This window comes from Nonomuraea sp. NPDC004354 (assembly GCF_053602555.1).
The window spans coordinates 310950-335792 of record NZ_JBSGDV010000002.1; the positions used below are offsets into that span (position 1 = coordinate 310950).

Sequence of the window (24843 nt, forward strand, 5' to 3'; positions counted from 1 at the left end):
GTGCAGGCCGACTGGGCGCCTGGGTGCCTCCGTAGCCGCGGACCGCTGAGTGGAGCGCAGAGCGGCCGGAACGCGGGTGAAGCACGGACCGGCCGGAACGCGGGTGAAGCACGGACCGGCCGGAACGCGGGTGAAGCACGGACCGGCCGGAACGCGGGTGGAGCACGGACCGGCCGGAACGCGGGTGGAGGCACACCTGTGTCCGCGCGTGGGGCGACTGTCCGCGCGTGGGGCGACTGTCCGCGCGTGGGGCGACGCGGGGTGGTCAGACGAGGCGGAGGGACATGACGAGGTAGCGGAAGGCGGGGTCGGCGTCGCCCGGGACGTCGGTGATCATGGCGGGCCTGGTCGGCGACTCCATGTTGATGCGCGCGAACTCCGTCTCGATCCCGGTCAGCCCGTCGATCAGGAACTGCGACTGGAAGGCGATCTGGATGTCGTCGCCGCGCAGGTCGCACTCCACCACCTCGGCGCCGCGTCCGATGTCGCCGCCGCCCGCCTGGATGAGCACCTGGCCCTGCGTGAACGACAGCTTCATGCGGGTGTTGCGCTCCGCGACGAGCGCGACGCGCTTGATCGCCTCCACGAACGGGCCGACGCGCACGTCGGCGCGCAGCGGCCAGTCGGCCGTCAGGCGCGTGCGGTAGTCGATGAACTGCTCGTCCAGCAGGCGGACGGTGGTGCTGCGGCCGACGCTCTCGAAGCCCGCCACCCCGTCGCCCATCGCGATCGACACCTCGCCGCCGCGCAGCGACTTGGCCACCTCGACCAGCACCCTGGCGGGCACCATCGCCGAGATGTTGACGTCGGGCCGGACGGGACGCCAGGCGAAGTCGCGGGCCGCGATGCGGTAGCGGTCGGTGGCGGCCATGGCCACGGAGTCGCCCGCGATGTCGACCCGGATGCCGGTCAGCATGGGCAGCGTGTCGTCGCGGCTGGCGGCGGGGGCCACCTGGCCGACGGCTCCGGCGAACACGCCACCGCCGACCGCGCCGATGGCGGGGGGCATCGTGGGCAGGGTGGGAAAGTCCTCGACCGGCATCGTCACGAGCCCGAACTCGGCGCTGCCGCAGGTCAGCACCGCCTCGGAGCCGTCGGTGACGATCTGGACCGGCTCCTGCGGCAGGCTGCGGCTGATCTCGGCGAGCAGCCTGCCAGGGATGAGGACCTGGCCCGGCTCGTCGATGTCGGCCTCGATGCGCGCTCGCGCGGAGACGTCGTAGTCGAAGGCGGACAGGGTCAGCTCGTCGCCCGCTTCGAGCAGCAGACCGGACAGCACGGGAGCGGAGGGGCGGGTGGGGAGGACTCGGGCCGCCCACGCCACCGCGTCAGCCAGCACATCGCGGTTAACCCGGAACTTCACCTGAGCCATCCCTTCGTCGCCGGTTTCTCACCAAACGTTAGCCGGTGGCACTGACAAACCGGACCGGTGCGAGATGATCCCACCGCAGCTCGGAGGCGGCCCCAGAGGTCCGCCGCGCTCGATGCGCCAGAGACCCCCGGCCCAGCCGCGCTAACGGCGCTGCCAGGCGCGACGGCCCGCGCCGGGCCGCGTCGAAGATGGCTGGCGCCGGGCCGAAGAAGGCTGGCCTCGGGCCGGGCCGAAGAAGGCTGGCGCCGCGCCGCGTTGGAGACGGCTGGCGCCGGGCCGAAGACGGCTGGCCTCGGACCGCGTTGAAGACGGCTAGCGGCGGGCCGCGTTGAGGTAGGCCAGGACGGCCAGCACGCGCCGGTTGTCGTCGTCGGAGGGGGCGAGGTCGAGCTTGGCGAAGATGGAGGCGGTGTGCTTGCCCACGGCGCTCTCGCTCAGGTAGAGCCGCTGGGCGATGGCGGCGTTCGACCGGCCCTCGGCCATCGCCCCCAGTACCTCCTTCTCGCGTGGCGTGAGCCTGCCGAGCGGCTCGTGCCTGGCCTTGCTGGCCAGCAGCTTGGCGATCACCTCGGGGTCCATCGCGGTGCCGCCCTCGGCGACCCTGCGTACGGCGTCGACGAACTGCTCGGCGTTGAACACCCTGTCCTTCAGCAGGTAGCCGACGCCGCCCGACCCGTCGGCCAGCAGCTCCCTGGCGTACAGCTGCTCGACGTGCTGCGACAGCACCAGGATGGGCAGGCCGGGGATCTGCTTGCGGGCGTCCAGCGCGGCCTGCAGGCCCTCGTCGGTGAAGGTGGGCGGCAGCCGTACGTCGACGATGGAGACGTCGGGCCGCAGCTCGATCAGCGACCGGTGGAGGGAAGGGCCGTCCTCGACGGCGGCGACGACGGTGAAGCCGTGGGCCTGGAGCAGGTGGACGAGGCCTTCCCTGAGCAGGTAGAGGTCCTCGGCGACCAGGACGCGGTTCACCATGCGCCGCGCCAGGGGCGTCTCGGGGTGGACTCGGCCATCCAGCGTTCCCTGTCGTGGCACATCGGCAGGTAGAGCGCCAGGCCGTACATCAGCGAGCCCAGCGCGATCATTCCGATGATCGTCGGCCACTGCCACGGCTCGTCCAGGTACAGCGCCAGGAACCACGACTTGATCTCGAGGTCGAGGGCCTTGAAGACGCCCGCGACCAGGCCCTGCGGGAACAGCGGGAGCCAGGCCAGGCCCCAGCACACGACCACGGTCGAGGTCTGCCACCACGGCATGCGGATCTTCGGCTTGCCGTACTCCTCGGGCAGGGCCAGCGGCACCGACAGGGCCACGGTGGTCGGGCCGCCCTCCGGGCTGGACACGGCGAGCACGCCGTCGAAGGCGGCGAGGCGGCGTTCGATGCCGTTCAGGCCGCTGCCGCGCGAGGCGTCGGCCCCGCCGCGCCCGTCGTCCCAGACCAGGACGTTGACGTCGCGTCCGGAGTGGCTGATGTCGACGGTGACGCGTTCGGCGCCGGAGTGCCTGGCCACGTTCGACAGCAGCTCGCTGATCGCGAAGTAGAGCGCGGTCTCGACCGGCGTCTGCAGCCGTACGGGGAGGTCGATCTGCACGTCCACCGCCAGCGGGCTGTCGAGGGCCAGCGCGCGCACCGCGTCGCCGAGCCCGCGTTCGGCCAGGACCGGCGGGTGGATGCCGCGCACCACCCGGCGCAGTTCGGCCAGCGCCTCCGCGGAGGCCTCCCGCGCCTTGGCCAGCAGCGCCACGGCCGCGGCCGGATCGTTCCTGACCAGTTCCTCGACCGCGCCGAGCGTCATGCCGAGCGCGACGAGCCGCGCCTGGGTGCCGTCGTGCAGGTCGCGTTCGATCCTGCGCATCTCGGCCGCCTGCGAATCGACCGTCGTGGTGCGCGACTCCGCCAGCCGCCGCACCTGGCCCGCCAGCCGGCTCTTGGCCGTCGGCGCCAGCAGCAGCGCCGCCCACCGACCGTAGACGCGCTGCGCGGGTCCCGGCAGCGCCAGCAGCGGCAGCGCCAGCACCGCCTTCACCACCGGGTCGAGCAGCAGCCAGACGAAGTCCCGCCACGTGGCGGGGTCGCCGAACAGCCACTTCCAGCGGTTGCTCCACCTCGGCACCCGCGGCGACTTGTAGAGCGTGCGGTCGTGGCGGTACCAGCCGTCCGGTTGCGGCACGGGCGGGGGCGGCTCGGGGTGGTACGGCGCCTCGATGCCGGCCATCCTCCTGGTCAGCCCGGTCACGCGCCTGACGAGCATGACCGTGGGCGGGAAGCACGGAACCAGCCCCAGGGCGAACGCGCCGATCAGCGCGAGCATCGACAGCAACGCCACCGGCACCTCGACGGCGACCAGCGCGATCAACACCAGGCTTCTGCGGAGCATGCCCCCAGTCTGGGCGATCGGCAGCCTATGCACACTGCACCTAGCCCCACCCCTGTCGTGCATCCAGCCGCCTTACCGGCGGGCGCGCCGGTTCCTAGCGTCATGGACATGAAGGTCATCGAGGTCGCGAACCTCCGCAAACTCTATGGGGACCACGTGGCGGTGGACGACGTCTCGTTCGCCGTCGCCGAGGGTGAGATCTTCGGCGTGCTCGGTCCGAACGGCGCCGGCAAGACCACCACCGTCGAGTGCGTCGCGGGGCTGCGGACCCCCTCAGGCGGCACGATCAGGGTCGGCGGGCACGACCCCGTCGGCGACCGCGCCGCCGTCCGCCGCATCCTGGGTGTCCAGCTGCAGAGCGCCGCCCTGCCCGACAAGATCAAGGTATGGGAGGCGCTGGACCTCTTCGCGTCCTTCTATCCCGACCCGGCCGACTGGCGGGCACTGCTCGACACGGTGGGCCTGTCCGCCAAGCGGAACACCCCCTTCGCCAAGCTGTCGGGCGGCCAGCGGCAGCGGCTGTCGGTCGCGCTGGCCCTGGTCGGCAGGCCACGCGTGGCCGTGCTCGACGAGCTGACCACCGGGCTCGATCCGCAGGCCCGCAGGGACACCTGGGACCTGGTCGAGCGGGTCAGGGCGGACGGGGTCACGATCGTGCTGGTCACCCACTTCATGGAGGAGGCGGAGCGGCTCTGCGACAGGGTGGCGCTCATCTCCTCGGGCCGGGTCGTCGCCCTGGACACGCCGGACGCGCTCATCGGCGGGGCCGGGGCCGCGCAGCGGGTCAGGTTCCGGCCGTCGGCGCCGGTCGAGGAGGCGCTGCTGCTGGCCGTACCCGGGGTCACGGGGGTGGTCAGGAACGGCGAGCAGGTCACGGTCACCGGCTCGGGCGACCTGGCGCCGGCTGTCACGCTCGCGCTGGCGGAGCGCCGGATCGTCCCCGCCGACCTGCACATCGAGCGGGCGACGCTCGAGGACGCCTTCCTCTCGCTCACCGGAAGGAGCCTGACGTGAGCAAGATCCTGCTCGTCGAGGCCAAGCTGCACCTGCGCGACGGCGCGTCGCTGCTGTTCACGATCGCCCTGCCGCTGATGCTGCTGGTCTTCCTCGGCCGGGCCGCGGGTCCCGCCTTCCCGGCGCTGATGGTCATGCTGTCGGTGCTGACGCTGTCGTTCACCGTGCTGCCTACGGTGCTGGCCACCTACCGGCACCAGGGCGTGCTGCGCAGGATGTCGACGACGCCGGTCTCGCCCCTGCGCGTGCTGGCCGTCCAGCTGCTGATCAACCTGGTGGTCGCGGTGGTGGCCACCGGACTGCTGATGGTGTTCGGGCCGGGCCTGCCGCGCAACCTGCCCGGGTTCCTGCTGGTGTTCGTGCTCGGCACGGCGGCGCTGATGGCGATGGGGCTGGTGATCGCCTCCCTGGCGCCGAACGGCAAGGCCGCGCCGACCATCGGGTCCGCGGTGATGTTCCCGCTGATGTTCGTGTCGGGCATGTGGGTGCCGCGCGAGTACCTTCCCGAGGTCGTGCGGGTGATCGGCGACTACTCGGTGGCCGGGCCCTTCGCCCGCGCGCTGGGCGACACGTGGGCGGGACAGGCGCCCCACCTGCCCCACCTGCTGGTGCTGGCGGTGGGGTTGGTGGTGTCCGGGGCGCTCGCGGTCAGGGTGTTCCGCTGGGAATGATCCCCCGCACGTTGGTCATCAGCGCGTAGAGCGAGGTGGAGGCGGTGATGAACAGCCAGTTGCCCTTGAGCCCGCCGAAGGTCAGGTTGGCGACCTTCTCGGGGATCGCCAGCCTGCCGATGAGCGTGCCGTCGGGGTCGAAGCAGAGCACGCCGCCGTCTCCCGCCGCCCAGATCCGGCCCGCGTCGTCGAGCCTGATGCCGTCGGAGGTGCCCTCGGCCAGCACCTTGCCGCCCGACAGGGTGCCGTCGGCGTGGACGTCGAAGACGCGCAGGTGCCTGCGGCGGGTGTCGACGACGTACAGCAGGCTCTCGTCGGGGCTGAACGCCAGGCCGTTCGGCCGTTCGAACCCGTCGGCCACCCGGGTCACCTCGCCGCTCACCGGGTCGACGCGGTAGACGTGGCAGCCGTCGATCTCCTGCTCGGCCCGGTGCCCCTCGTAGTCGCTGGTGATCCCGTACGGCGGGTCGGTGAACCAGACCGACCCGTCCGACTTGACGACCACGTCGTTGGGGCTGTTGAGGCGCCTGCCCTGCCACCGGTCGGCGAGGACGGTGATCGAACCGTCGTGCTCGGTGCGGGTGACCCTGCGGTTGCCCTGCTCGCAGGAGACGAGCCGGCCCTGCGCGTCGCGGGTGTTGCCGTTGACGTAGCCGGACGGCTGGCGGAAGGGCCCGACGTGGCCGGACTGCTCGTCCCAGCGCAGCATCCTGTCGTTCGGGATGTCGCTCCAGACCAGGTAGCGGCCTGCCGGGAAGTAGCAGGGTCCCTCGGCCCAGCGGGTGCCGGTGTGGAGGATCTCCATCCGCTCGTCGCCGCCGATGCCGGCGAAGCGCTCGTCGAGAACCTCGAACTTTGCCTGAATCGTGTTCACGGTCGGATCGTAGAAGATTGTCCGTTTAGGCTGGAGCGGTGCAGGTACTCGCGTACGTCAGCGACATCCACAGGGCCGTGACGCCATGACCGCGCCTTGGAACGCGAAGGAGCTGACGGTCGGCCAGCTGTCCGAGCGCAGCGGCGTGGCCGTCTCCGCCCTGCACTTCTACGAGGCCAAGGGCCTCATCTCCAGCCGCCGCACGGCGGGCAACCAGCGCCGCTACTCCCGCGACACCCTGCGCAGGGTCGCCTTCGTACGGCTGGCGCAGCGCATCGGCATCCCGCTGAAGACGATCAAGGACGCCCTGGCCGAGCTGCCCGAGGGGCGCACGCCGACCCGTGGCGACTGGGCCCGCCTGTCGGCCGCCTGGCGGACGGAGCTGGACGACCGCATCGAGCAGCTGCTGCGCCTGCGCGACGACCTCACCGACTGCATCGGCTGCGGGTGCCTGTCGCTCGACAGGTGCGTGCTGGCCAACCCGCGTGACGAGCTCGGCGAGGAGGGGCCGGGGGCCAGGCGCATCGACACCCACCTGCGCCCCTTCCCCTGCACCCCGGCCAACGGCTCCCCGCGGGAGGCCGGGCCCTCGGTGAACGGCTCCCCACGGGAAGCAGGACCGGCGGCGGACGGCCCCCCGAGAGCGGCAGGACCGGCGGCGGACGGCTCCCCGCGGGAAGCGGGGCGGGGCGAGGTGGTCAGCGGCCTTCCGTCGGAGGCACGATCAGCGTCGGGCGCCGAGCGTGGTGGAGCACGTGGTTGCTGACGCTGCCGAGGAGCACCGAGCGCACGCCGCCGAGGCCGCGCGATCCGGTGACGACGAGCGAGGCGTCGATCTCGTCGGCGAGGTCGACGATGGCCTGCCAGATGGAGCTCTTGTCGGCCACCGCGCGGTAGGTGACGTCGGACAGGCCGGAGGCGACCGCCAGCTCGGCCCCCTCCTTGGCGCGCGCCACGGCCTGCGTCTGCGCTTCCTCGACGTTCTCGCCGGGGATCAGGGTGGCGGCTGCCGCGCCGTGCCGGGCGAGCTGCACGATGAGCGGCTCCCACACGGTGACGATCACGGTGGGCTCCGCGCTGAGATGCTTGGCGGCGAACTCGATCGCGTGCCGCGAGTCGGCCGAGCCGTCATAGGCGATGAGGTACGACATGGTTGCGCTCCCTTTCGCGTGTCCTGTCTCCTGTAGCACTGGAGTGATCACGGGGGATTCCTGCGTTCGATGTCTCATACGTCACATTCGTCGGGAGATCTGATGATTTTTCTGGAAATGACGACATCGCTCGACGGGTACGTCGCCGCGCCCGGCGTCTCGCTCGAGCACCCCCTCGGCGAGGACGGCCTGCGGCTGCACGACTGGCTGCTCGGCGACTCCACCGCCCAGGAGAAGGAGATCGCGAGCCGGACCTTCGCCAACACCGGCGCCTTCCTTCTCGGCCGCCGCATGTTCGACGTCGGCGAGGAGCCCTGGGGCGACGACGGCGCCTTCGGCAGGCCGTGCTTCGTGGTCACGCACCGGCCCCGGCCGACGCTGGTCAAGGGCCCCACCACCTTCACGTTCGTCACCGACGGCATCGAGAGCGCGCTTGACCAGGCGCGCGAGGCCGCGGGCGACGCCGACATCTGCGTCGTGGGCGGGGCCGAGCTGGCCCGGCAGTACCTGAGGGCAGGGGTCGTGGACGAGCTGCGCCTGCACCTGGTGCCGGTGATCCTGGGCGGCGGCACGCTCCTCTGGGACGGACTCACCCGCACCGAGCTGCGCACGACCCAGGTGGTGGAGACGCCGCAGGCGACACACCTCACATTCCGGCTGCGATAGATTCGACCAACGGTCAGCGCGTGTTCTGGAGGCCCCATGACGAAGGAGCGGGCCGACCGGATCCTCGACGCCGCCGCCGAGCTCCTGGTCCAGCTCGGCTACCGCAAGGTGACGATCGAGGACATCGCCCAGCGGGCCGGGATCGGCAAGGGCACCGTCTACCTCCACTGGCGCACCAAGCAGCAGCTGTTCGAGGCCCTGCTCCTGCGCGAGGCCGTCGCCTACCTGGAGACGCTCCTCGCCGAGATGCGCCGCGAACCGGCCACCGTGCTGCCCCACCGGATGCTGGCGTTCTCGTTCGTCGACATCCAGGACCGGCCCGTCCTGCGCGTGCTCATCACCGGCGACAGCCGGGCGCTGCAGGGCATGATGGCCGACCGGCCGCTGCACAGCCAGGAGCTGCTGGCCACCACGCGCATGTTCGACCTGATGGTCGGCCACGGCCTGCTCCGCGACGACGTGCCCAACCTTCGATACGCGCTGAGCGCGCTCAACGGCGGCTTCTACCTCATCGACGCGCTCGACCCGCAGGCGGGCGAGCTCGACCGGCGGGCCAAGGCCGAGACGCTGGCGTTCGTCGTGCGCCACGCGCTCGAACCCGCCACGCCGCCGCCGGACGAGGAGATCGCCACGGCCGCCGCCGAGTTCATCGCCGCGTTCGAGGACCTCATCCGGCCGTACCGCCGGCTGATCTACGCGAGCTGACCGCGTCCAAGGCCGTCAGCAGTTCCTCCAGCGAGCCGATTACCGTCACGCCGTCCGGTGCCGGCCCGTCCCCGCCCCGTGACCCCACGGCGCCCTCGCGTTCCCGGCCATCCCCCGCACGCGACCCCGCGGCACCCTCGCCTGCCGATACGTCCCCCGCCGGTCGCCCTGCGGCGCTCTCGCGGGCCGGAGCAGCCCCCACCTGCGGCCCCACGGCGCTCTCGCGTGCTGGTACGGCGCCGCGGCCCGACCGGTCGAGCCAGAAGGCGCGCAGTCCCGCGTCGCGTGCCCCCAGCGCGTCGATGTCGTACTTGTCGCCCACGAACGCGACCTGCGCAGGGGGCAGGCCGAGCCGCGCGCATCCCTCCAGGAAGATGCCGGGGTGCGGTTTCGCCTGGCCGTACTCGCTGGAACACACGATCGCCGTCGTGCCGAAGTGGCCGAGCAGGCCGAGCGCGGTCAGCTTGGCCAGCTGGTGCGACAGCGTGGAGTTGGTCACCACCCCCAGCCGGTAACGCGGCGCGAGCGCCGCCAGCACGGGGGCGGCGTCGGGGAAGGCCGCCCACGCGGCGTTGACGAGCGCCGAGTAGCCCGCGAACCAGGCCGTCGCCTCCTCTTCCGGCACCGGCCTGCCGAGGAACCTGCTGACCCGGACGAGCCGCTGCTCCTCGAAGGTCAGCTCGCCGACCAGGAACCTGTCGTACTCCTCCTCCATGATCCGTCGCCACCGCGCGACCGCCTCCTCGGGCGACGGGAAGCCGTCCAGCAGGCCCTCGGCGGCCAGATGTTCGAGCAGGCCGGCGCGTTCGGAGCTGGAGTAGTCGAAGAGGGTGTCGTCGATGTCGAACAACACGCCACGGATGAGGTCAGCCACCGTCCCGCCTCGTCGTCGTCAGGAAGTCGTCAGGAAATCGCAGGAGTCGCAGGAAGTCGTCAGGAAGTCGGATCCAGCAGGCACGCTACCCGGCACCGCCCCGATCGTGCCTTCCGCCCCCCGCGTCGGGGCGCCGCCCCTGATCCGCGGTGCGCGCGCCGGGCGGATCCCAACCAAACCAATGCCCAATTTGCACACTTTTAGGGAGAAATGTGAAGCCGGGGAGGGCATGAACAGAGGACACGCCGGTGATCGACACCGGCGGTGTCGCATACCGGCTTCCGGCCGGTACGGGCGCGCGAAGCGATGGAGGAGGAAGCCGCCGACGGGGTCGACCGCGCTCGCCGTGTGATCGGCCGCGCTTTCGCAACGGAGGACGCAGAGGATGAGCAGCACCGTCTCGCCGGATCCGCGCCGCCCGGGAAAGCCGGAGACCGTCCCTGAGCGGGGGCAGGGGGCCCGTCCGGCATGGCACGCGGTCGATGTCGCGACGGTGCTCCGGGAGTTCGGCGTCCAGCTCGACCAGGGGCTCGGTGCCGAGGCCGCGCGCGAACGCCTCAGGACCCACGGCCCGAACCGGCTCGCCGCGGGGAAGAAGGAGTCCGCGCTCCAGGCGTGGCTGCGCCAGTACCGGGACTTCATGCAGATCGTGCTGCTCGCCGCCGCGTTGATCAACCTGCTCGTCACGCGCGAGGTCGGAACGTCCGTGGTCCTCGTCGCGCTCACCGTCTTCAACGCCGTGGTCGGGCTGCGCCAGGAGGCGAAGGCCGAGGAGAGCGTCAAGGCCCTCTCCCAGATGATGAAGACCATCGCGCGGGTGCGCCGGGACGGCCAGGCCGTCGAGATCGACGCCGAGGAACTCGTCCCGGGTGACGTGGTGCTGGTGGAGGCGGGCAACAGGATTCCGGCGGACGGCCGGATCTGCGTCGCCGCCACGCTGGAGATCGAGGAGGCCGCCCTCACGGGCGAGAGCCTGCCGGTCCTCAAGAGCGTCGAGCCCGTGCCGGGCAAGGAGGTGCCGCTCGGCGACCGGACGTGCTTCGCCTACATGAACACCTCCGTCACCCGGGGACGTGGGGAGATCGTCGTCACCGCGACCGGGATGGACACCGAGATCGGCCACATCGCCGACCTCCTCGCGAGCACGGAGGCGGACAAGACTCCGCTGCAGAAGCAGCTGGACTCGCTGTCCAAGATCATCGCGACGATCGCCGGCATCGCCCTCGCCCTGGTGGTCGTGCTCGGGCTGCTCCAGAACAAGCCGTTCGACACCCTGTTCGTCACGGGTGTGGCCCTGGCGGTCGCCGCCATCCCGACGGGCCTTCCCGCGGTCGTGACGGCGCTGCTGTCGATCGGCACCCAGAACATCGCACGCCGTAACGCCATCGTGAAACGCCTGCCCGCGGTGGAGACCCTGGGCTCGACGTCGATGATCTGCTCCGACAAGACCGGAACGCTCACGCTCAACAAGATGACGGCCAGGGAGATGGTGATCCCTGGCCAGAACCGCTTCACCGTCTCGGGCGAGGGCTACCGTACCGAGGGCGAGATCAAGCACGTCGGCGGGACGAGCGTCGACCTCGACCCGTACCTGCTGCCGATGATCCTGTGCGCGGACGCCGTCCTGGACGGAGAGAACCTGATCGGGGATCCGACGGAAGGCGCGCTGATCGTGCTGGCCGCCAAGGGCGGGCTCGACATCGCCGACACCCGCGCCGCCTACCCCCGGATCGCGGAGGTCCCGTTCGACTCGGACTACAAGTTCATGGCGACCTTCCACGAGATGACCGGCGCGAACGGGCAGCCGGTCGTCCGCTGCTACGTCAAGGGCGCCCCCGACGTGCTCATCGCGCGCGGGACCGCCTACCGCGCGCCGGACGGCTCCCGCGTCCAGGTGACGGACGGCAACCGCTCGCTCGCCCTGGACGCGAACGACCGCATGGCGGCGGCGGGCGAGCGGGTCATGGTGGTGGCCGAGCGGGAGTTCGATCCGCGCGCCTTCACCCCGGACGGCGACCTCATCGGCCAGGTGCGGGACCTCACCCTGCTCGCGATGGTGGGAATCGTCGACCCGCCGCGTCCTGAGGCCAGGAGCGCGATCGCGACGTGCAAGAAGGCCAGCATCCGGGTACGGATGATCACCGGCGACCACGCGACGACGGCGGCGGCGATCGCCGGTGAGCTCGGCATCACCGGCCAGGCGATCACCGGGGCCGAGTTCGCGGCGCTGAGCGACGACGAGGCGCTCAGGAAGCTGGATGACATCGGCGTCGTCGCCCGGGTGGCGCCCGAGGACAAGCTGCGCCTGGTCCGGCTGCTCAAGCAGTCCGGCAACGTGGTGGCCATGACCGGCGACGGGGTGAACGACGCACCCGCCCTGAAGGCGGCCGACATCGGCGTGGCGATGGGGATCACCGGCACCGAGGTGTCCAAGGAAGCCGCCGTGATGATCCTCACGGACGACAACTTCGCGACGATCGTGGGCGCCGTGGAGTACGGCCGCTCCCTGTACGACAACCTGCTGAAGTACCTGCGCTTCCAGATGTCGACGCTGGTCGCCTACATCGCGGTCTTCATCGGCGCGGCCCTCTTCGGCATCGCTGACGGGATCCCGCTCAACCCGCTGCAGATCCTGTGGATCAACATGGTGGTGGACATCCCGATCGCCATCGCGCTGGGCTTCGACGAGCCGACACGCGGCCTGATGGACCGCGCGCCCCGGCCGGTTGGCGCACCGGTCCTGTCCCGGGCGAACTGGATCCGGCTGTGCGTCCAGGGGCTCGTCATGACGGTCGGCTCGCTGGCCGCCTACCAGGTCGGCGTGGCGTACGGGGCGCTCGTGGCCTCCACCATGCTCCTGACCACGCTGTCGCTCTTCCACGTCGCGGCGGGAGTGCTGACCAGGGACCAGACGAACACGATCTTCTCCAGGGACGCCATCCCCGGCCCGAACCAGCTGCGCAGGTACGCCATCGCGCTCCTCGCGGTCATCGCGGTGACCGTGGTCGGCTTCCTGCAGAGCATCCTCAGGACCACCGGCCTGAACCTCGCCCAGTGGGGCGTCTGCGTCGGGATCGCGGCGACCCTCGTCGTGATCGAAGAGCTGATCAAACTCGTCGTACGGCACCGCGTGCACGCGAGCCACGCACGGGTGGCGGAAGCGACCTGAGGCGGAGGCGCCGGCCGCTAGTGCTGGGCCATGTCGACGAAGCGGCTGTAGTGGCCCTGGAAGGCGACGGTGACCGTCGCCGTGGGGCCGTTACGGTGCTTGGCCACGATCAGGTCCGCCTCACCCGCGCGCGGCGACTCCCGCTCGTAGGCGTCCTCGCGGTGAAGCAGGATCACCATGTCCGCATCCTGCTCGATCGATCCCGATTCGCGAAGGTCGCTGACCGCGGGACGCTTGTCGGTGCGCTGCTCGGGACCACGGTTGAGCTGGGAGATGGCGATCACCGGCACCTCGAGCTCCTTGGCCAGCAGCTTGATCGACCGCGAGATCTCCGACACCTCGTTCTGCCGGGATTCCGTCTTCTTCGGCGAGCTCATCAGCTGGAGGTAGTCGATGACGACGAAACGCAGGTCGTTGCGCTGCTTGAGACGGCGGCACTTGGCCCTGATCTCCATCATCGACATGTTGGGCGAGTCGTCGATGAACAGCGGCGCCTCGGCCACCTCGCTCATCCTGCGGGCGAGCCTGGTCCAGTCGTCGTCGGTCATCATGCCCGAGCGCATCGCGTGGAGCGCCACGCGCGCCTCGGCGGACAGCAGTCGCATGGTGATCTCGTTGCGCGACATCTCCAGCGAGAAGATGACCGTGGTCATCCCGTGCTTGATCGCCGCCGACCTGGCGAAGTCCAGTCCCAGCGTCGAGTTGTGCGTAGGAATCCAGGACCGACTGGCGAGGTACAGGTGCTCCGGGTTGTCCACCTCGACGCAGCGAACCGGAACCGACTCGACTCGCCGTACGGCGACGATGTTCCGGTAGCCGACCTTGGGGCTGGCCTGCGGCCGGTGTCGGGCGGCTTTCCCGCCGAGCTTGAACACCTTGTCGCCAGGGGTGAAGCAGACCTGGTAGCACGTGGAACCGTCCTCTGAGCGGCCGTTGACACGCTTGGTGGCGATGGTCGCCTTGTATCCGAGACCGAGGATCAGTTCCTGCGTGTCGTAGGCCAGTCGCCGGTTGGTGACGGCGAGCACGACCGTGCCGCTGTCGTCGACGTACCCGTCGGTGTCCAGCAGGCCGGCGAGCAGGTCCCGGCGCTGTTGTTCGGAGGCACGCAGGTAGATGGAGGGGATGTGCTTGTTCCCCAGCACTCCTATACCGCGGAGAATGTCCTGAGCGGTCCCGTGGTGGTCCCGGCGGCGCAATCCGGTGGAGGGGCCGCCTTTTTCGACGCGTATACCCTCTTGTTCGATGTAAGCGGCGATCTCCGGGTCCGCCGATGTGAACCTGGCGCTGTCGCTGTTCCCGTCTCCCAGCCACGCCCCAAGGGTGTATGGCGGCAACGGGAGGTCGCGGACGGGCAGCTCCATGGAACCGGCGACGGGTACTGAGTGGTTGAATCGCACGTCGGACGTGTTGCAGAGGAGAGTGGCGGCGATCTCCTCGGTGGTCTTCACCGAAGCACTCCGCCGGCCCGCCCTGCGGGATGCCCGTGTGTCCGTCAGCCACTGATGGGAGCCGTCGGCGACGATCACCGTACCGTCGGCGAACTCCACCTCGTAGCAGGGCCTGCCGTGCATGACGTCCGTCGCCGCGACAACGCGGGTGGGCTTTCCGTCGGCTCCGATCAGATGGTCACCGACTCTCACCTCACCCATGGTGGTCCAACCCGTCGGGGTCGGCAGAGGAGTGTCGAGCGCGAGCGCCTTGCCGATCGCGGGGCGGGCGGCGACGACGATCATCTGGCCGGGGTGCAGGCCGTTGGTGAGCGAGTCGAGGTCCTGGAAGCCGGTCGGGACGCCGACCATCTGGCCGCCGCGGGAGCCGATCGCCTCCAGCTCGTCGAGGGCGCCCGGCATGATGTCGGACAGCGGCGCGTAGTCTTCGGACGTGCGGCGCTCGGTGACCTTGTAGATCTCCGCCTGTGCCCGGTCGACCAGGTCGTCGACCTCTTCGTTCTGCCCGCCGTAGCCGAAGGAGACGATGCGGGTGCCGGCCTCGATGAGGCGGCGCAGGATGGCCTGCTCCCTGACGATCTTGGCGTAGTAGCCGGCGTTGGCGGCGGTGGGGACGACGGCGGTCAGCGTGTGGAGGTAGGCGGCGCCGCCGACCCTGGCCATCTCGCCGCGCTTCTGCAGCTCGTCGAAGACGGTGACGGCGTCGGCGGGCTCGCCCCTGCCGTACAGGTCGGTGACGACCTCGTAGATCATCTGGTGGGCGGGCCGGTAGAAGTCGTCGGCCCTGATGATCTCGACGACGTCGGCGATGGCGTCCTTGGACAGCAGCATGCCGCCGAGGACGGACTGCTCCGCCTCGATGTTGCTCGGTGGGGTGCGCTCGAAGCCAGGACCGCCGCTTGGCTCGTCGTCTTCCATGGTCACCGCGCCCCCTCGAAACACCTAGCAGGCGGTCGCACCACCCCCACTTGTAGTCGACCGGGCTGACAGTTTCGCCCGTCGTTAGACGGTACGGCAACGCAGCCTGTGGACAACCCTGTGGTCAAGCTGTGCAGGAACCGGTGGAAGGTGTGGGAGCGCTGTGGACGAGCCTGGGGATAACTCTGAGCCTGGCTGTGGAAAACCGCCCTGACCAGCGAAAACAGTATCCACCGGCTGTGGAGGAAAGAAAGTTGGCCCGACACGCCAAAGGATCATTACGTAAGGGGCATAATGGCTAAATGCCCATTACTGCCCGGGACAGGGAGATTCTGCGCCTGGCACTCCCCGCCTTCGGGGCACTGGTCGCCGAACCGCTGTTCCTGATCGCCGACTACGCGATCGTGGGCCACGGTCTGGGCACCACCGCGGTCGGCGCGCTCGGCGTGGCGGGGACCGTCCTGTCGACGCTGGTCTATCTCTGCGTGTTCCTCGCCTACGGCACCACCGCCTCCGTCGCCAGGCAGATCGGCGCGGGCAACCACACCCGCGCCATGCGCGACGGCGTGGACGGGCTGTGGCTGGCCTTCGCCATCGGCGTCGCGCTCATCGTGATCTGCTGGCCGCTGTCACCCGCGATCGTCGACCTGTTCGGCGCCGAGCCCGCGCAGTCCGCGGACGCCGCCACCTACCTGCGGATCAGCCTGCTCGGCACCCCCGGCATGCTCGTCGTGCTCGCCGGCACCGGCGTCCTGCGCGGCATGCAGGACACCAGGACACCGCTCGTCGTCGCCGTCGCCTCCTTCACGCTGAACGCCGTGCTCAACGCGTGGTTCGTGCTCGGCCTGCACTGGGGCATCGCGGGCTCGGCGTGGGGCACCGTTCTCGCCCAGACCGCCGCGGCGGGCGTCTACCTGTGGGTCGTCGTCAAGGGCGCCCGGCGCGCGGGCGTACCGCTCACACCCGACCCGGCGGGCATCAAACAGGCCGGTACGGCAAGCGTCGCCCTCCTCATCAGGACGATCTGCCTGCGCATCGTGCTCCTGGTGGCCACCGCCATGGCGACCAGGCTGGGCACCGCCGAGCTGGCCGCGCACGCCATCACCACCCAGCTGTGGACGCTGCTCGCCCTCGCCCTCGACGCCATCGCCATCGCGGGGCAGGCCATCACGGGACGCTCGCTCGGCGCGGGCGACGCCGCGGGCACCAAGGACGCCACCAGGCGCATGGTGTGGTGGGGCCTGTGGTCGGGGGTCGCGCTGGGCCTGATCGTGGTCGTGGGACGGCCGTTCTTCCCCGGCGTCTTCGACGCCGATCCCGAGGTGACCGCCGAGCTGCTCGGCGTGCTGTGGGTGGTGGCGCTGCTCCAGCCGGTCTCGGGCATCGTGTTCGTGCTCGACGGTGTCCTGATCGGCGCGGGCGACCAGCGCTACCTGGCGTGGGCCGGGGTGTGGACGACGCTCGCCTACCTGCCACTGGCGCTCGCGGCGGGCGACCTGGTCGTGTTGTGGCTGGCCCTGGGCGTGTGGATGGTCGCGCGTCTCCTCACGCTGGGAGCCAGGGCGTACGGCACGCGGTGGCTGGTTACCGGAGGTTGACCACTAGTCAACCGGCCCGTGCTTGCCTGGCACGCTCCACGGCCTGCATGGTGAGAATCCTCACCCCGGCGATTGGTACAGACACGTGCCCCGTCTCCCCCTCGCCGCGGCCACCGGCCCGCGCACCGGTGCCCGGCACCGCCTGCACCGGCTCTACCGGCCTGCCGACCTGGTGATCCTCGGGCTCGGCGTGATGATCGGCGCGGGCATCTTCAGCGTCGCCGGCCGCCAGGCGGTCACCACCGCCGGCCCCGGCGTGATCCTCTCCTTCATGATCGCCGGGATCGCCTCGCTGCTGGCCGCGCTCTGTTACGCCGAGCTGGCCTCCACGATCCCCGCCTCGGGCAGCGCCTACACCTTCTCCTACGTGCTGTTCGGCGAGGTGTGGGCCTGGCTCGTCGGCTGGGCGCTGGTCCTGGAGATGCAACTGGCGGCCGCCGTCGTGGCGCGGGTGTGGGCGCTGTACGCCGCCCAGACGTTCGCCGACCTCGGGGTGCCCCTCCCGGTGCCCCAAGGCGTGCTGACCGCGCTCGTCCTCGGCCTGCTGACCGCCACGGTCGCGATGAGCGCCAGGTTCGGGCTGCGCGCGCTGTGGCTGATCGTCGTGGCCAAGCTCGCCGCCATCGCCGCGGTGATCGCCGTCGGGGCGCTCCACTTCGACCCGGCCAACCTGGGTGACTTCATCGCGCCGCACCAGCCGTCGTCCGGCCCGCCCGACACCCTGCTCGGGCTGGTGGTGGGGCCGGCGGGATCCTTCGGATGGTTCGGGGTGTTCGCCGCCGCTCCCGCGATCGCCTTCGCCTACATCGGCTTCGACGTCGTGGCCACGGCCGCCGAGGAGACGCTGGACGCGCCGCGGGCCGTACCGAAGGGCATGATCCGCAGCCTGGTGATCGCCACCGTGCTCTACATCGCGGTGGCGGTGGTGATGGTCGGCATGGTGCCGTACACGCGCATCTCCGAGGTGGCGCCGCTGGCGGCGGCCTTCGCGGCGGTGGGCGAGAACGCGATGGTGCACGTCATCAACATCGGCGCCGTCCTGGGGCTGACGACGGTGATCATGGTGCTGATCGCGGGGCAGACCCGGATCATGTTCGCGATGGCCCGCGACGGGCTGCTGCCCCGCGGGCTCGGGACGCTCAGCCGCCGCTACCACTCCCCCACCAGGGTCACGCTGGTGATCGGCGTGACCGCGATCCTGCTGGCCGAGCTGGCTCCGGTGCTGATGCTGGAGCAGATCGTGGTGGTCGGGGCGTTGTTCGCGTTCCTCGCGGTGTCGGCCGGGGTGATCGTGCTGCGCCGCCGGATGCCGGACGCGCCCCGCGGGTTCAGCGTGCCGCTGTCCCCGCTGCTGCCCGCGCTGTCGATGCTGGCCACGCTGTGGCTGATGGTGAACCTCAGCGTCCAGACGTGGCTGTCGTTCGCGGCGTGGATGGCGGTGGGCGTCCTGGCCTACCTCGTGTACGGCAGGCGCCGCAGCCCGCTGGCCGCCCCCGTCGCCTCCGGACGCGGCCGCCACCGCCGCTAGGAACGAGGTGCGTGGCCGCCGGCCATGCACCTCGTTCCTAGAAGCGGCCGGACTCGATCACGCTGCGCAGGAAGTCGCGGGTGCGCGGGTGCCGGGGATCGGTGAAGATCTGCTCGGGCGTGCCGCGTTCGAGCAGCACGCCGCCGTCCAGGAAGCAGACGGTGTCGGCGATGTCCCGGCAGAAGCTCATCTCGTGCGTGGTCAGGACCATGGTCATGCCCGCGCTCTTGAGCTCCCTGATGACCCCGAGCACCTCGGTGACCAGTTCGGGGTCGAGCGCCGAGGTGACCTCGTCGAGCAGCATCAGCCGGGGCTGCGTGGCCATGGCACGGATGATGGCCACCCGCTGCTGCTGCCCGCCCGACAGCTGGTCGGGGTAGGCCTTCGCCTTCTCCGCCAGGCCGAACCTGGCCAGCAGCTCCCTGGCCTGCTCCTCCGCCTGCTTCCTGGACACCCCGTGCACCTGGCGCGGAGCCAGCGTGATGTTGTCCAGGACGCTCATGTGCGGGAACAGGTTGAACGCCTGGAAGACGATGCCCATGCGCTTGCGCACGTCGTCGACGTCGACATCCGGGTCGGTGATCTCCCGCCCGTCGAGCGTGATGATCCCGTCGTCGACGGTCTCGAGCAGGTTCACCGTACGCAGCAGGGTGGACTTGCCCGATCCGGAGGCGCCGATGAGGCAGACCACCTCGTGCGGCGCCACCTCGAGGTCGATCCCGCGCAGCACGGGATGGTCGTGGTAGCTCTTCCACACCCCTTCGAGGGTGAGCACGCTCATCGTCCCCTCCGCCTCTGCGACCGCGCGGCCAGGTAGTCGGTGAAGCGCGCCATCGGGATGGTGAGCAGGATGAACAGCAGCGCGGCCACCAGGTAGGGCGTGTAGTTGAAGGAGCTGGACGCGTGGATCTGGGCCTGCCTGAGCGCCTCGATCGCCCCGATCGTCGCCACCAGCGCCGTGTCCTTCTGCAGCGACACGAAGTCGTTCAGCAGGGGCGGGATCACCCTGCGCACGGCCTGCGGCAGCACCACGAAGCGCAACGTCTTGCCCTGTGTCAGCCCGAGCGAGCGGGCCGCGGCCACCTGGCTCGGATGGATCGACTCGATGCCGGAGCGGAACACCTCCGCCACGTAGGCGCCGTAGGAGAGCGTCAGCGCGATGATGCCCAGCGTCGCCTCGTCCGAGGGGGTGCCCTGCAGCCGCAGCGCGGGCAGGCCGAAGCCCACCAGGTAGACCAGCAGGATCGTCGGGATGCCGCGGAAGATGTCGGTGTAGGCGACAGCCAGGCAGCGCAGCGGGAAGAACACCGGGGCGGTCAGCCCGCGGGCCAGCGCCACCAGCAGCCCGACGACGAGGATCAGCGGCTCGGCGATCAGGAAGATCTTGACGTTGAGCAGGAACCCGTCGAGCACGTCCGGCAGCGCGGCGACGAACTGCTCGGGGTTGAAGAAGGTGTCCTGCACCCGGTCCCAGCCGGGCGCGTTCGTGACCACCCAGACCACGAGCACCAGGAAGACGATCGTGGAGACGGTGGCGGTGGAGGCCGAACGGCGGGCGCGCCTGACGCGCACCCGCTCACGTTCGAGCTGCTTTTCGCTCTTGACCCAGGTGGACGCCATCACTTCAGCTCGGGAGCACCCGCCGCCTCGCCGAGCCACTGCTGCTCGATCTTGGCCAGCTCGCCCTTGGTCTTGAGCGCGTCGACCGCCTTGTCGACGCAGGACTTCAGCGCGCTGCCCTTCTCCATGACCAGGCCGAACTCCTCGGGCGTGCCGCCCGAGGCGCTGAACTGGCCGATGATGGCGGAGTTGTCCACCTGGGCGGCGGTCACGTAGAAGGCCGTCGGCAGGTCGACGACGAGCGCGTCGATCTGGCCGTTCTTCAGCGCGTTGACCGCGTCGATCTGGTCGTTGTAGACCTTCGGCTGCTTGGCCGGCTTGATGATGTCCTGGACGGCGCTGAACGCGGTCGTGCCGACCTGCACGCCGATCGCGGCGTCCTTGAGCGCCGCCAGCGACGTGGCGCCCGCGACCTTCGCCCCCTTCACCGCGACGACGGCCTGCTTGGCGGTGTAGTAGCCGTCGCTGAAGTCGACCGCCTGGGCCCGCGCGGGCGTGATCGAGACCTGGTTGATGTCGAAGTCGAACTTCTTCGCGCCGGGGGCGAAGGCGGTGTCGAACTTGACCGTCGACCACTGCACCTCGTCGCGGTCGAAGCCCATCTCACCGGCGACCGCGTAGGCGATCGCGCTCTCGAAGCCCTGGCCGTTGCTCGGGTCGTCGTCCTTGAACCACGGCTCGTAGGCCGGCTTGTCGGTGCCGATCGTCAGCTTGCCCGCGTTGACGAGCTTGAGCTGGCCCTTCGTGCAGGCGGTGGAGGCGGCGCCGCTCGGGGCGGCCGTACTGGCGGTGTTGTCGGCTGGGGCGCACGCCACAGTCGCCGTCGCCAGCGCACCGAGAGCGAACAGCATAGAAGGGCGAACCATGGGCGTCTCCACGTCTACTGAATGAACGTGCAAATTGTACGTGGGCCTAATGGCGGTTCCATCCGGGCCTATATGTACGTGTTCTTCGGCGGCCGGACACCGGAAACTGTCAGGGCCCCCGGCGATACTCGGTACCACGGAGCCGACCGGGCGCCACGGGAAAGGGAGAGACATGGCCGAGGTGTTGCTGTTCCATCACGCGCACGGGTTGACGTCCGGTGTCCGCGTGTTCGCCGAGGAGCTCAGGCGGGCCGGCCACACCGTCCACGTGCCCGACCTGTTCGAGGGGCAGGTCTTCGCCGGCCTCGAGGAGGGCGTCGCCTACGCCCAGAAGACCGGGTTCGACGCGATCGTCGAACGGGGGCGGGCCGCCGCCGAAGGGCTGCCCGGCGAGCTCGTCTACGCCGGGTTCTCGCTCGGGGTGATGCCGGCGCAGCTGCTGGCCCAGACCCGAGCAGGAGCGAAGGGCGCGGTGCTGGTCCACGCCTGCGTCCCGACCGCCGAGTTCGGCGGCGGCTGGCCCGACGGCGTGCCGGTCCAGGTGCACGGCATGGACGCCGACCCGTTCTTCGTCGACGAGGGCGACCTCGCGGCGGCCCGCGCGCTCGTCGCGACGGCCGCGGACGCCGAGCTGTTCCTCTACCCCGGCGACAAGCACCTGTTCGCCGACCCCAGCCTGCCCGCCTACGACGAGCCGGCCACCACGCTGCTCACCGAACGGGTGCTGGGCTTTCTCAACCGGGTCGCGTAGCCGCCCGCACGGCCGGCGCTCGCCGGCTCGGGTCACGGCGGCGAGCGTCCTTCGGTTCGCGGCGGCGAGCGTCCTTCGGTTCGCGGCGGCGGGCATCGACGGACGCGACCACCCCATCCGCGACGGGAAGCCCCGCACGCGAGCCCAGCGAGCAAGCCTGCCCGACCCCCGCACGATCCCCGAACAGAACCGCGAGTGACCGGCGGACAGCGGGCAGCGCGGGCAGAGCCTCGCGCGTGACCGAGGACTCGCGAGCGACCAGCGGACGACGGGCGGAGCGGGCAGAGCCTCGCGAGTGAGCGGCAGACGGCGGGCAGCGCCGGTGTCCCGGCCACGCACGATCCCCGGGCAGAACCGCGAGAGCGACTGCCTGAGCGGCGCGAACAGGGAAGCACGCCCTCGCAGGGTCCCCTGACAGAACTGCGAGAGTGAGTGACCGCCTGAGCGCCGGGCGGAGCGGGCAGGAAGCGCGCCCGCCCGCGATCCCCCGGGCGAGATCGTGGGAAGGAGCGTGCCTCGGTCCAGGTCGGGCTGAGAGGCCGTGGAATGACGAAAACCCCCGCGGGAATCCCCGCGGGGGTTTTCGCTGGTGCGGAAACCGCTAGCCGGCGACGACTTCGACGTCGAGGGAAGCGGAGACCTCGGGGTGCAGCTTGACGCTGACCTTGTGGGAGCCGACGCTCTTGATCGCGTTGACGATCTCGATGCGGCGACGGTCGAGGGCCGGGCCACCGGCCTTCTGGACCGCCTCGGCGATGTCACCGGTGGTGACGGAGCCGAACAGGCGGCCGGACTCGCCAGCGCGGGTCGCCAGTTTGACCTTGAGGGCGCGGAGCTGGCCGGCGACCTCCTTGGCGGTGCCCAGGTCGCGGATCTCGCGGGCGTCGCGCGCCTTCTTGATCGAAGCGATCTGCTTCTCGCCACCACGCGTCCACTGGATCGCGTAGCCGCGGGGCACGAGGTAGTTGCGGCCGTAGCCGTCCTTGACCTCGACGATGTCGCCGGGGGCGCCGAGGCCGGAGACCTCGGTGGTGAGGATGAGCTTCATGTCGCAAGTCCTCCCTTAGCGCGCGGTGCTCGTGTAGGGCAGCAGAGCCACCTCACGGGCGTTCTTGATCGCGGTCGCCACGTCGCGCTGGTGCTGGGTGCAGTTGCCCGTCACCCGGCGCGCACGGATCTTGCCGCGGTCGGAGATGAACTTCCGAAGCAGCGCCGTGTCCTTGTAGTCGACGTAGGAGATCTTGTCGTGGCAGAACAGGCAAACCTTCTTCTTGGGCTTGCGCAGTGCCGGCTTAGCCATCGTGGTGCTCCTTTCAGAGCCCCGCCGTGAAGCGGGAATGGACTCGGGCTTGTTGACAGGTGGTCAGGCCTGGCGGCCCGACCGGGAAGGGCCCGCGAACGGGCCCTTCGGGTTAGAAGGGAGGCTCGTCGCTGAAGTCGCCGCCGCCGAAGCCGCCGCCACCCTGCTGGCCGCCGAAGCCGCCACCCTGGTTGCCGCCGCCGTAGCCGCCGCCACCGCCGCCGCCGAAGCCGCCGCCCTGGGGCGGGGCGGGCGTGGCCGAGGCCCACGGGTCGTCGGCGGGGCCGCCGCCGAAGCCGCCGCCACCACCCTGACGGGAGGTGCGGTTGACCTTGGCGGTGGCGTTACGCAGGGACGGGCCGATCTCGTCGACCTCGACCTCGTAGACCGTGCGCTTCTCGCCTTCCTTGGTCTCGTAAGACCGCTGCTTGAGCCGCCCCTGAACGATGACCCGCATGCCGCGCTGCAGCGACTCGGCGACGTTCTCGGCCGCCTGCCGCCACACGTTGCAGGTCAGGAAGAGGCTTTCGCCGTCCTTCCACTCGTTGGTCTGGCGGTCCATGAACCGCGGAGTGGACGCGACGCGGAACTGGGCCACGGCTTGCCCCGTAGGGGTGAAGCGCAGCTCAGGATCGTTGACAAGATTGCCGACGATGGTGATGACGGTGTCGCCTGCTGCCATGGCTGGAGCCCTTCCTCAACTCTTGGGTTACGGCTCAGACTACGGCCCGCCCCCGACAGAAAATCGGGAGAACGAGCTGCTTAGTGCACGTCCGGGCGGAGAACCTTGGTCCGCATGATGCCCTCGTTGAGGTTCATCTGGCGGTCGAGCTCCTTGACCGTGGCCGGCTCGGCGGACAGGTCGATGACGGCGTAGATGCCTTCCGACTTCTTGTCGATGTCGTAGGCAAGGCGACGGCGGCCCCACACGTCGACCTTCTCCACGGTGCCACCGTCGTTGCGGACGACGGCGAGGAACTGGTCGAGGGACGGCGCCACAGTGCGCTCATCGAGCGAAGGGTCCAGGATCACCATTACTTCGTAACGACGCATGATGGACTCCAACCTCCTCTGGACTCTTGCGGTCACGACAATCTGTCGTGACAGGAGGACGCTGACGTTTTTCCCGGGATCGCCCCTTTCGGCGACCCGGTGGCGGTTGACACAGCACAACGCAGCCTGCTCAGGTTACCAGCCGCGCACGGATGGGAACTCCTTTACAGATGAGGGGGTGGTAGCCATGCCACACGTGCTTCGTCCCGGCGAGAACGAGAGGTCCAGGCTGACGCTCAACAGCGACGGCCGCCCGCACCCGATCGAGAACCTGCTGTCGATCGCCACGCTGGTGTGCGGCCTGGTCGCGTTCGGGTCGACCTTCTTCCCCGACGCCCACGTCGTCTCGTCGTGGGTGGGGGCGCTCGGCTTCGGCCTCGGGCTCTACTCGCAGTACATCTCGGCGACCACGCCGGAACGGGCGCTGAACATCGTGGGGATCGTGGCGTCGTTCGTGGGCGTGGCACTGGGCATCGCGCGCGGCGGGTTCCTGCCATAACACCCCGATGCGGGCGGCACCCCGGGCGGTGCCGTTCTTCCGTGTGCCCGTGAAGACGTGCCCGTGAAGGCGTGCCCGTGAAGGCGTGCCTGTGAAGGCGTGCCCGTGAAGGTGGGCCCGTGGAACGGGCTCCTCCGCCCTTGGGCGGCCGCGGCGGAGGAGCGCCGGGCCGGTCTCACCCCAGGTGCAGGTCGCCGCCGAGGAGGAGGACGAACCACAGGAACGTGGCCAGCAGCGCCTCGGCCACGTCCTTCAGCAAAGCCGGGGTGATGTAGTCGTGGATCCAGGCCACGTAGAGGCCGACCAGGACGTAGATCAGAAAGAGGAAACTACCTAAGCGATAGCGGGTCATCTGGCGCTCCTAGCGTCGGGGGGCTGCGCCTCGACT

24 protein-coding genes and 1 pseudogene are annotated in these 24843 nt (G+C 70.3%); 10 read left to right on the top strand and 15 right to left on the bottom strand.

Annotated elements, in window-relative coordinates; all coding sequences use genetic code 11:
- Nucleotides 1-265: 265 nt before the first annotated feature.
- From dnaN to ACWENQ_RS07160, 3 genes are all read right to left on the bottom strand, one after another.
- Entirely contained in the window at nucleotides 266-1363 is a 1098-nt protein-coding gene (gene dnaN, locus ACWENQ_RS07150; RefSeq protein WP_354919147.1) for a DNA polymerase III subunit beta, read from the bottom strand.
- A gap of 321 nt (nucleotides 1364-1684) precedes the next feature.
- On the bottom strand, nucleotides 1685-2344 hold the full coding sequence (locus ACWENQ_RS07155; protein WP_449915953.1) for a response regulator transcription factor: 660 nt from the start codon (nucleotides 2342-2344) through the stop codon (nucleotides 1685-1687).
- Entirely contained in the window at nucleotides 2338-3747 is a 1410-nt protein-coding gene (locus tag ACWENQ_RS07160) for a sensor histidine kinase (protein ID WP_452413148.1), read from the bottom strand. Before ACWENQ_RS07160 ends, ACWENQ_RS07155 begins: the two co-directional genes overlap by 7 nt.
- 108 nt (nucleotides 3748-3855) lie before the next feature.
- Between ACWENQ_RS07160 and ACWENQ_RS07165 the strand changes: the two genes are divergently transcribed.
- Together ACWENQ_RS07165 and ACWENQ_RS07170 are read left to right on the top strand one after the other, a co-directional pair.
- Nucleotides 3856-4761 carry an ABC transporter ATP-binding protein gene (locus ACWENQ_RS07165; protein WP_452413149.1) on the top strand — a complete coding sequence of 302 codons (906 nt, stop codon included), beginning with the start codon at nucleotides 3856-3858 and terminating at the stop codon, nucleotides 4759-4761.
- Nucleotides 4758-5432 carry an ABC transporter permease gene (locus ACWENQ_RS07170; protein WP_449915959.1) on the top strand — a complete coding sequence of 225 codons (675 nt, stop codon included), beginning with the start codon at nucleotides 4758-4760 and terminating at the stop codon, nucleotides 5430-5432. The genes ACWENQ_RS07165 and ACWENQ_RS07170 overlap by 4 nt, the downstream gene beginning before the upstream one ends.
- Here ACWENQ_RS07170 and ACWENQ_RS07175 read toward each other — a convergent pair.
- Entirely contained in the window at nucleotides 5410-6306 is an 897-nt protein-coding gene (locus ACWENQ_RS07175) for an SMP-30/gluconolactonase/LRE family protein (RefSeq protein ID WP_452413150.1), read from the bottom strand. The two genes, ACWENQ_RS07170 and ACWENQ_RS07175, sit on opposite strands and share 23 nt — an antisense overlap.
- A gap of 85 nt (nucleotides 6307-6391) precedes the next feature.
- Here ACWENQ_RS07175 and soxR point away from each other — a divergent pair.
- Nucleotides 6392-6832 (top strand): annotated as a pseudogene (soxR, locus tag ACWENQ_RS07180) (redox-sensitive transcriptional activator SoxR); the annotation flags it as partial.
- A 172-nt stretch (nucleotides 6833-7004) separates the two neighbouring features.
- Here the strand turns inward: soxR and ACWENQ_RS07185 are convergent.
- A complete protein-coding gene (locus ACWENQ_RS07185) occupies nucleotides 7005-7457 on the bottom strand; it encodes a universal stress protein (protein ID WP_449915963.1) in 453 nt (150 codons plus the stop codon).
- Between the two features lie 117 nt (nucleotides 7458-7574).
- On the opposite strand from ACWENQ_RS07185, the gene ACWENQ_RS07190 reads away from it, so the two are divergent.
- Both ACWENQ_RS07190 and ACWENQ_RS07195 read left to right on the top strand, forming a co-directional pair.
- Complete coding sequence (locus ACWENQ_RS07190) at nucleotides 7575-8123, top strand: dihydrofolate reductase family protein (protein ID WP_449915966.1); 549 nt, start codon at nucleotides 7575-7577, stop codon at nucleotides 8121-8123.
- A 36-nt stretch (nucleotides 8124-8159) separates the two neighbouring features.
- Nucleotides 8160-8828, top strand: a complete 669-nt coding sequence (locus tag ACWENQ_RS07195) for a TetR/AcrR family transcriptional regulator (protein ID WP_452413151.1) — start codon at nucleotides 8160-8162, stop codon at nucleotides 8826-8828.
- Here the strand turns inward: ACWENQ_RS07195 and ACWENQ_RS07200 are convergent.
- Nucleotides 8791-9702, bottom strand: a complete 912-nt coding sequence (locus ACWENQ_RS07200) for an HAD family hydrolase (RefSeq protein WP_452413152.1) — start codon at nucleotides 9700-9702, stop codon at nucleotides 8791-8793. The two genes, ACWENQ_RS07195 and ACWENQ_RS07200, sit on opposite strands and share 38 nt — an antisense overlap.
- Nucleotides 9703-10087: 385 nt before the next feature.
- Between ACWENQ_RS07200 and ACWENQ_RS07205 the strand changes: the two genes are divergently transcribed.
- The gene (locus ACWENQ_RS07205; protein WP_452413153.1) at nucleotides 10088-12871 is read left to right on the top strand and encodes a cation-translocating P-type ATPase; all 2784 of its coding nucleotides are present in this window, start codon (nucleotides 10088-10090) and stop codon (nucleotides 12869-12871) included.
- Nucleotides 12872-12888: 17 nt separating this feature from the next.
- Here ACWENQ_RS07205 and dnaB read toward each other — a convergent pair whose 3' ends face one another.
- The gene (gene dnaB / locus ACWENQ_RS07210) at nucleotides 12889-15240 is read right to left on the bottom strand and encodes a replicative DNA helicase (protein WP_452413795.1); all 2352 of its coding nucleotides are present in this window, start codon (nucleotides 15238-15240) and stop codon (nucleotides 12889-12891) included.
- Nucleotides 15241-15542: 302 nt separating this feature from the next.
- Between dnaB and ACWENQ_RS07215 the strand changes: the two genes are divergently transcribed.
- Both ACWENQ_RS07215 and ACWENQ_RS07220 read left to right on the top strand, forming a co-directional pair.
- A complete protein-coding gene (locus tag ACWENQ_RS07215; RefSeq protein ID WP_452413154.1) occupies nucleotides 15543-16838 on the top strand; it encodes an MATE family efflux transporter in 1296 nt (431 codons plus the stop codon).
- Between the two features lie 85 nt (nucleotides 16839-16923).
- Nucleotides 16924-18366, top strand: coding sequence for an amino acid permease (locus tag ACWENQ_RS07220; RefSeq protein WP_449915978.1), 1443 nt, complete (start codon nucleotides 16924-16926; stop codon nucleotides 18364-18366).
- Nucleotides 18367-18403: 37 nt separating this feature from the next.
- Here ACWENQ_RS07220 and ACWENQ_RS07225 read toward each other — a convergent pair whose 3' ends face one another.
- The 3 genes from ACWENQ_RS07225 to ACWENQ_RS07235 are packed head-to-tail and all read right to left on the bottom strand — an operon-like array spanning nucleotide 18404 to nucleotide 20852.
- A complete protein-coding gene (locus ACWENQ_RS07225) occupies nucleotides 18404-19147 on the bottom strand; it encodes an amino acid ABC transporter ATP-binding protein (protein ID WP_354919186.1) in 744 nt (247 codons plus the stop codon).
- The gene (locus ACWENQ_RS07230; protein ID WP_452413155.1) at nucleotides 19144-19986 is read right to left on the bottom strand and encodes an amino acid ABC transporter permease; all 843 of its coding nucleotides are present in this window, start codon (nucleotides 19984-19986) and stop codon (nucleotides 19144-19146) included. The genes ACWENQ_RS07225 and ACWENQ_RS07230 overlap by 4 nt, the downstream gene beginning before the upstream one ends.
- A complete protein-coding gene (locus tag ACWENQ_RS07235; protein WP_452413156.1) occupies nucleotides 19986-20852 on the bottom strand; it encodes an ABC transporter substrate-binding protein in 867 nt (288 codons plus the stop codon). The genes ACWENQ_RS07230 and ACWENQ_RS07235 overlap by 1 nt, the downstream gene beginning before the upstream one ends.
- Before the next feature lie 172 nt (nucleotides 20853-21024).
- Between ACWENQ_RS07235 and ACWENQ_RS07240 the strand changes: the two genes are divergently transcribed.
- Nucleotides 21025-21603 (top strand): dienelactone hydrolase family protein, encoded by a 579-nt coding sequence (locus ACWENQ_RS07240; protein ID WP_452413157.1) that lies wholly within the window; start codon nucleotides 21025-21027, stop codon nucleotides 21601-21603.
- A 601-nt stretch (nucleotides 21604-22204) separates the two neighbouring features.
- Here the strand turns inward: ACWENQ_RS07240 and rplI are convergent.
- From rplI to rpsF, 4 genes are all read right to left on the bottom strand, one after another.
- Nucleotides 22205-22651, bottom strand: a complete 447-nt coding sequence (gene rplI / locus ACWENQ_RS07245) for a 50S ribosomal protein L9 (protein WP_354919198.1) — start codon at nucleotides 22649-22651, stop codon at nucleotides 22205-22207.
- Nucleotides 22652-22666: 15 nt separating this feature from the next.
- Nucleotides 22667-22903: a 30S ribosomal protein S18 gene (gene rpsR / locus ACWENQ_RS07250; protein WP_020543048.1), complete on the bottom strand. Its 237-nt coding sequence runs from the start codon at nucleotides 22901-22903 to the stop codon at nucleotides 22667-22669.
- A gap of 112 nt (nucleotides 22904-23015) precedes the next feature.
- Nucleotides 23016-23585 (bottom strand): single-stranded DNA-binding protein, encoded by a 570-nt coding sequence (locus ACWENQ_RS07255; RefSeq protein ID WP_449915987.1) that lies wholly within the window; start codon nucleotides 23583-23585, stop codon nucleotides 23016-23018.
- Between the two features lie 80 nt (nucleotides 23586-23665).
- A complete protein-coding gene (gene rpsF / locus ACWENQ_RS07260) occupies nucleotides 23666-23956 on the bottom strand; it encodes a 30S ribosomal protein S6 (protein WP_379572850.1) in 291 nt (96 codons plus the stop codon).
- A gap of 187 nt (nucleotides 23957-24143) precedes the next feature.
- Between rpsF and ACWENQ_RS07265 the strand changes: the two genes are divergently transcribed.
- Entirely contained in the window at nucleotides 24144-24455 is a 312-nt protein-coding gene (locus ACWENQ_RS07265) for a hypothetical protein (protein WP_354919207.1), read from the top strand.
- Between the two features lie 175 nt (nucleotides 24456-24630).
- Here ACWENQ_RS07265 and ACWENQ_RS07270 read toward each other — a convergent pair whose 3' ends face one another.
- On the bottom strand, nucleotides 24631-24807 hold the full coding sequence (locus ACWENQ_RS07270) for a hypothetical protein (RefSeq protein ID WP_449915991.1): 177 nt from the start codon (nucleotides 24805-24807) through the stop codon (nucleotides 24631-24633).
- Nucleotides 24808-24843 lie beyond the last annotated feature (36 nt).

Bases quoted from the DNA above. Each gene is read 5' to 3' on its own strand.
- rplI (WP_354919198.1), bottom strand. From the start codon at position 22,651: ATGAAGCTCATCCTCACCACCGAGGTCTCCGGCCTCGGCGCCCCCGGC.
- rpsR (WP_020543048.1), bottom strand. From the start codon at position 22,903: ATGGCTAAGCCGGCACTGCGCAAGCCCAAGAAGAAGGTTTGCCTGTTC.
- ACWENQ_RS07235 (WP_452413156.1), bottom strand. From the start codon at position 20,852: ATGGTTCGCCCTTCTATGCTGTTCGCTCTCGGTGCGCTGGCGACGGCG.
- ACWENQ_RS07185 (WP_449915963.1), bottom strand. From the start codon at position 7,457: ATGTCGTACCTCATCGCCTATGACGGCTCGGCCGACTCGCGGCACGCG.
- ACWENQ_RS07215 (WP_452413154.1), top strand. From the start codon at position 15,543: ATGCCCATTACTGCCCGGGACAGGGAGATTCTGCGCCTGGCACTCCCC.
- ACWENQ_RS07240 (WP_452413157.1), top strand. From the start codon at position 21,025: ATGGCCGAGGTGTTGCTGTTCCATCACGCGCACGGGTTGACGTCCGGT.
- rpsF (WP_379572850.1), bottom strand. From the start codon at position 23,956: ATGCGTCGTTACGAAGTAATGGTGATCCTGGACCCTTCGCTCGATGAG.
- ACWENQ_RS07195 (WP_452413151.1), top strand. From the start codon at position 8,160: ATGACGAAGGAGCGGGCCGACCGGATCCTCGACGCCGCCGCCGAGCTC.
- ACWENQ_RS07230 (WP_452413155.1), bottom strand. From the start codon at position 19,986: ATGGCGTCCACCTGGGTCAAGAGCGAAAAGCAGCTCGAACGTGAGCGG.
- ACWENQ_RS07160 (WP_452413148.1), bottom strand. From the start codon at position 3,747: ATGCTCCGCAGAAGCCTGGTGTTGATCGCGCTGGTCGCCGTCGAGGTG.
- ACWENQ_RS07255 (WP_449915987.1), bottom strand. From the start codon at position 23,585: ATGGCAGCAGGCGACACCGTCATCACCATCGTCGGCAATCTTGTCAAC.
- ACWENQ_RS07165 (WP_452413149.1), top strand. From the start codon at position 3,856: ATGAAGGTCATCGAGGTCGCGAACCTCCGCAAACTCTATGGGGACCAC.
- ACWENQ_RS07265 (WP_354919207.1), top strand. From the start codon at position 24,144: ATGCCACACGTGCTTCGTCCCGGCGAGAACGAGAGGTCCAGGCTGACG.
- dnaB (WP_452413795.1), bottom strand. From the start codon at position 15,240: ATGGAAGACGACGAGCCAAGCGGCGGTCCTGGCTTCGAGCGCACCCCA.
- ACWENQ_RS07155 (WP_449915953.1), bottom strand. From the start codon at position 2,344: ATGGTGAACCGCGTCCTGGTCGCCGAGGACCTCTACCTGCTCAGGGAA.
- ACWENQ_RS07225 (WP_354919186.1), bottom strand. From the start codon at position 19,147: ATGAGCGTGCTCACCCTCGAAGGGGTGTGGAAGAGCTACCACGACCAT.
- ACWENQ_RS07205 (WP_452413153.1), top strand. From the start codon at position 10,088: ATGAGCAGCACCGTCTCGCCGGATCCGCGCCGCCCGGGAAAGCCGGAG.
- ACWENQ_RS07270 (WP_449915991.1), bottom strand. From the start codon at position 24,807: ATGACCCGCTATCGCTTAGGTAGTTTCCTCTTTCTGATCTACGTCCTG.
- ACWENQ_RS07190 (WP_449915966.1), top strand. From the start codon at position 7,575: ATGACGACATCGCTCGACGGGTACGTCGCCGCGCCCGGCGTCTCGCTC.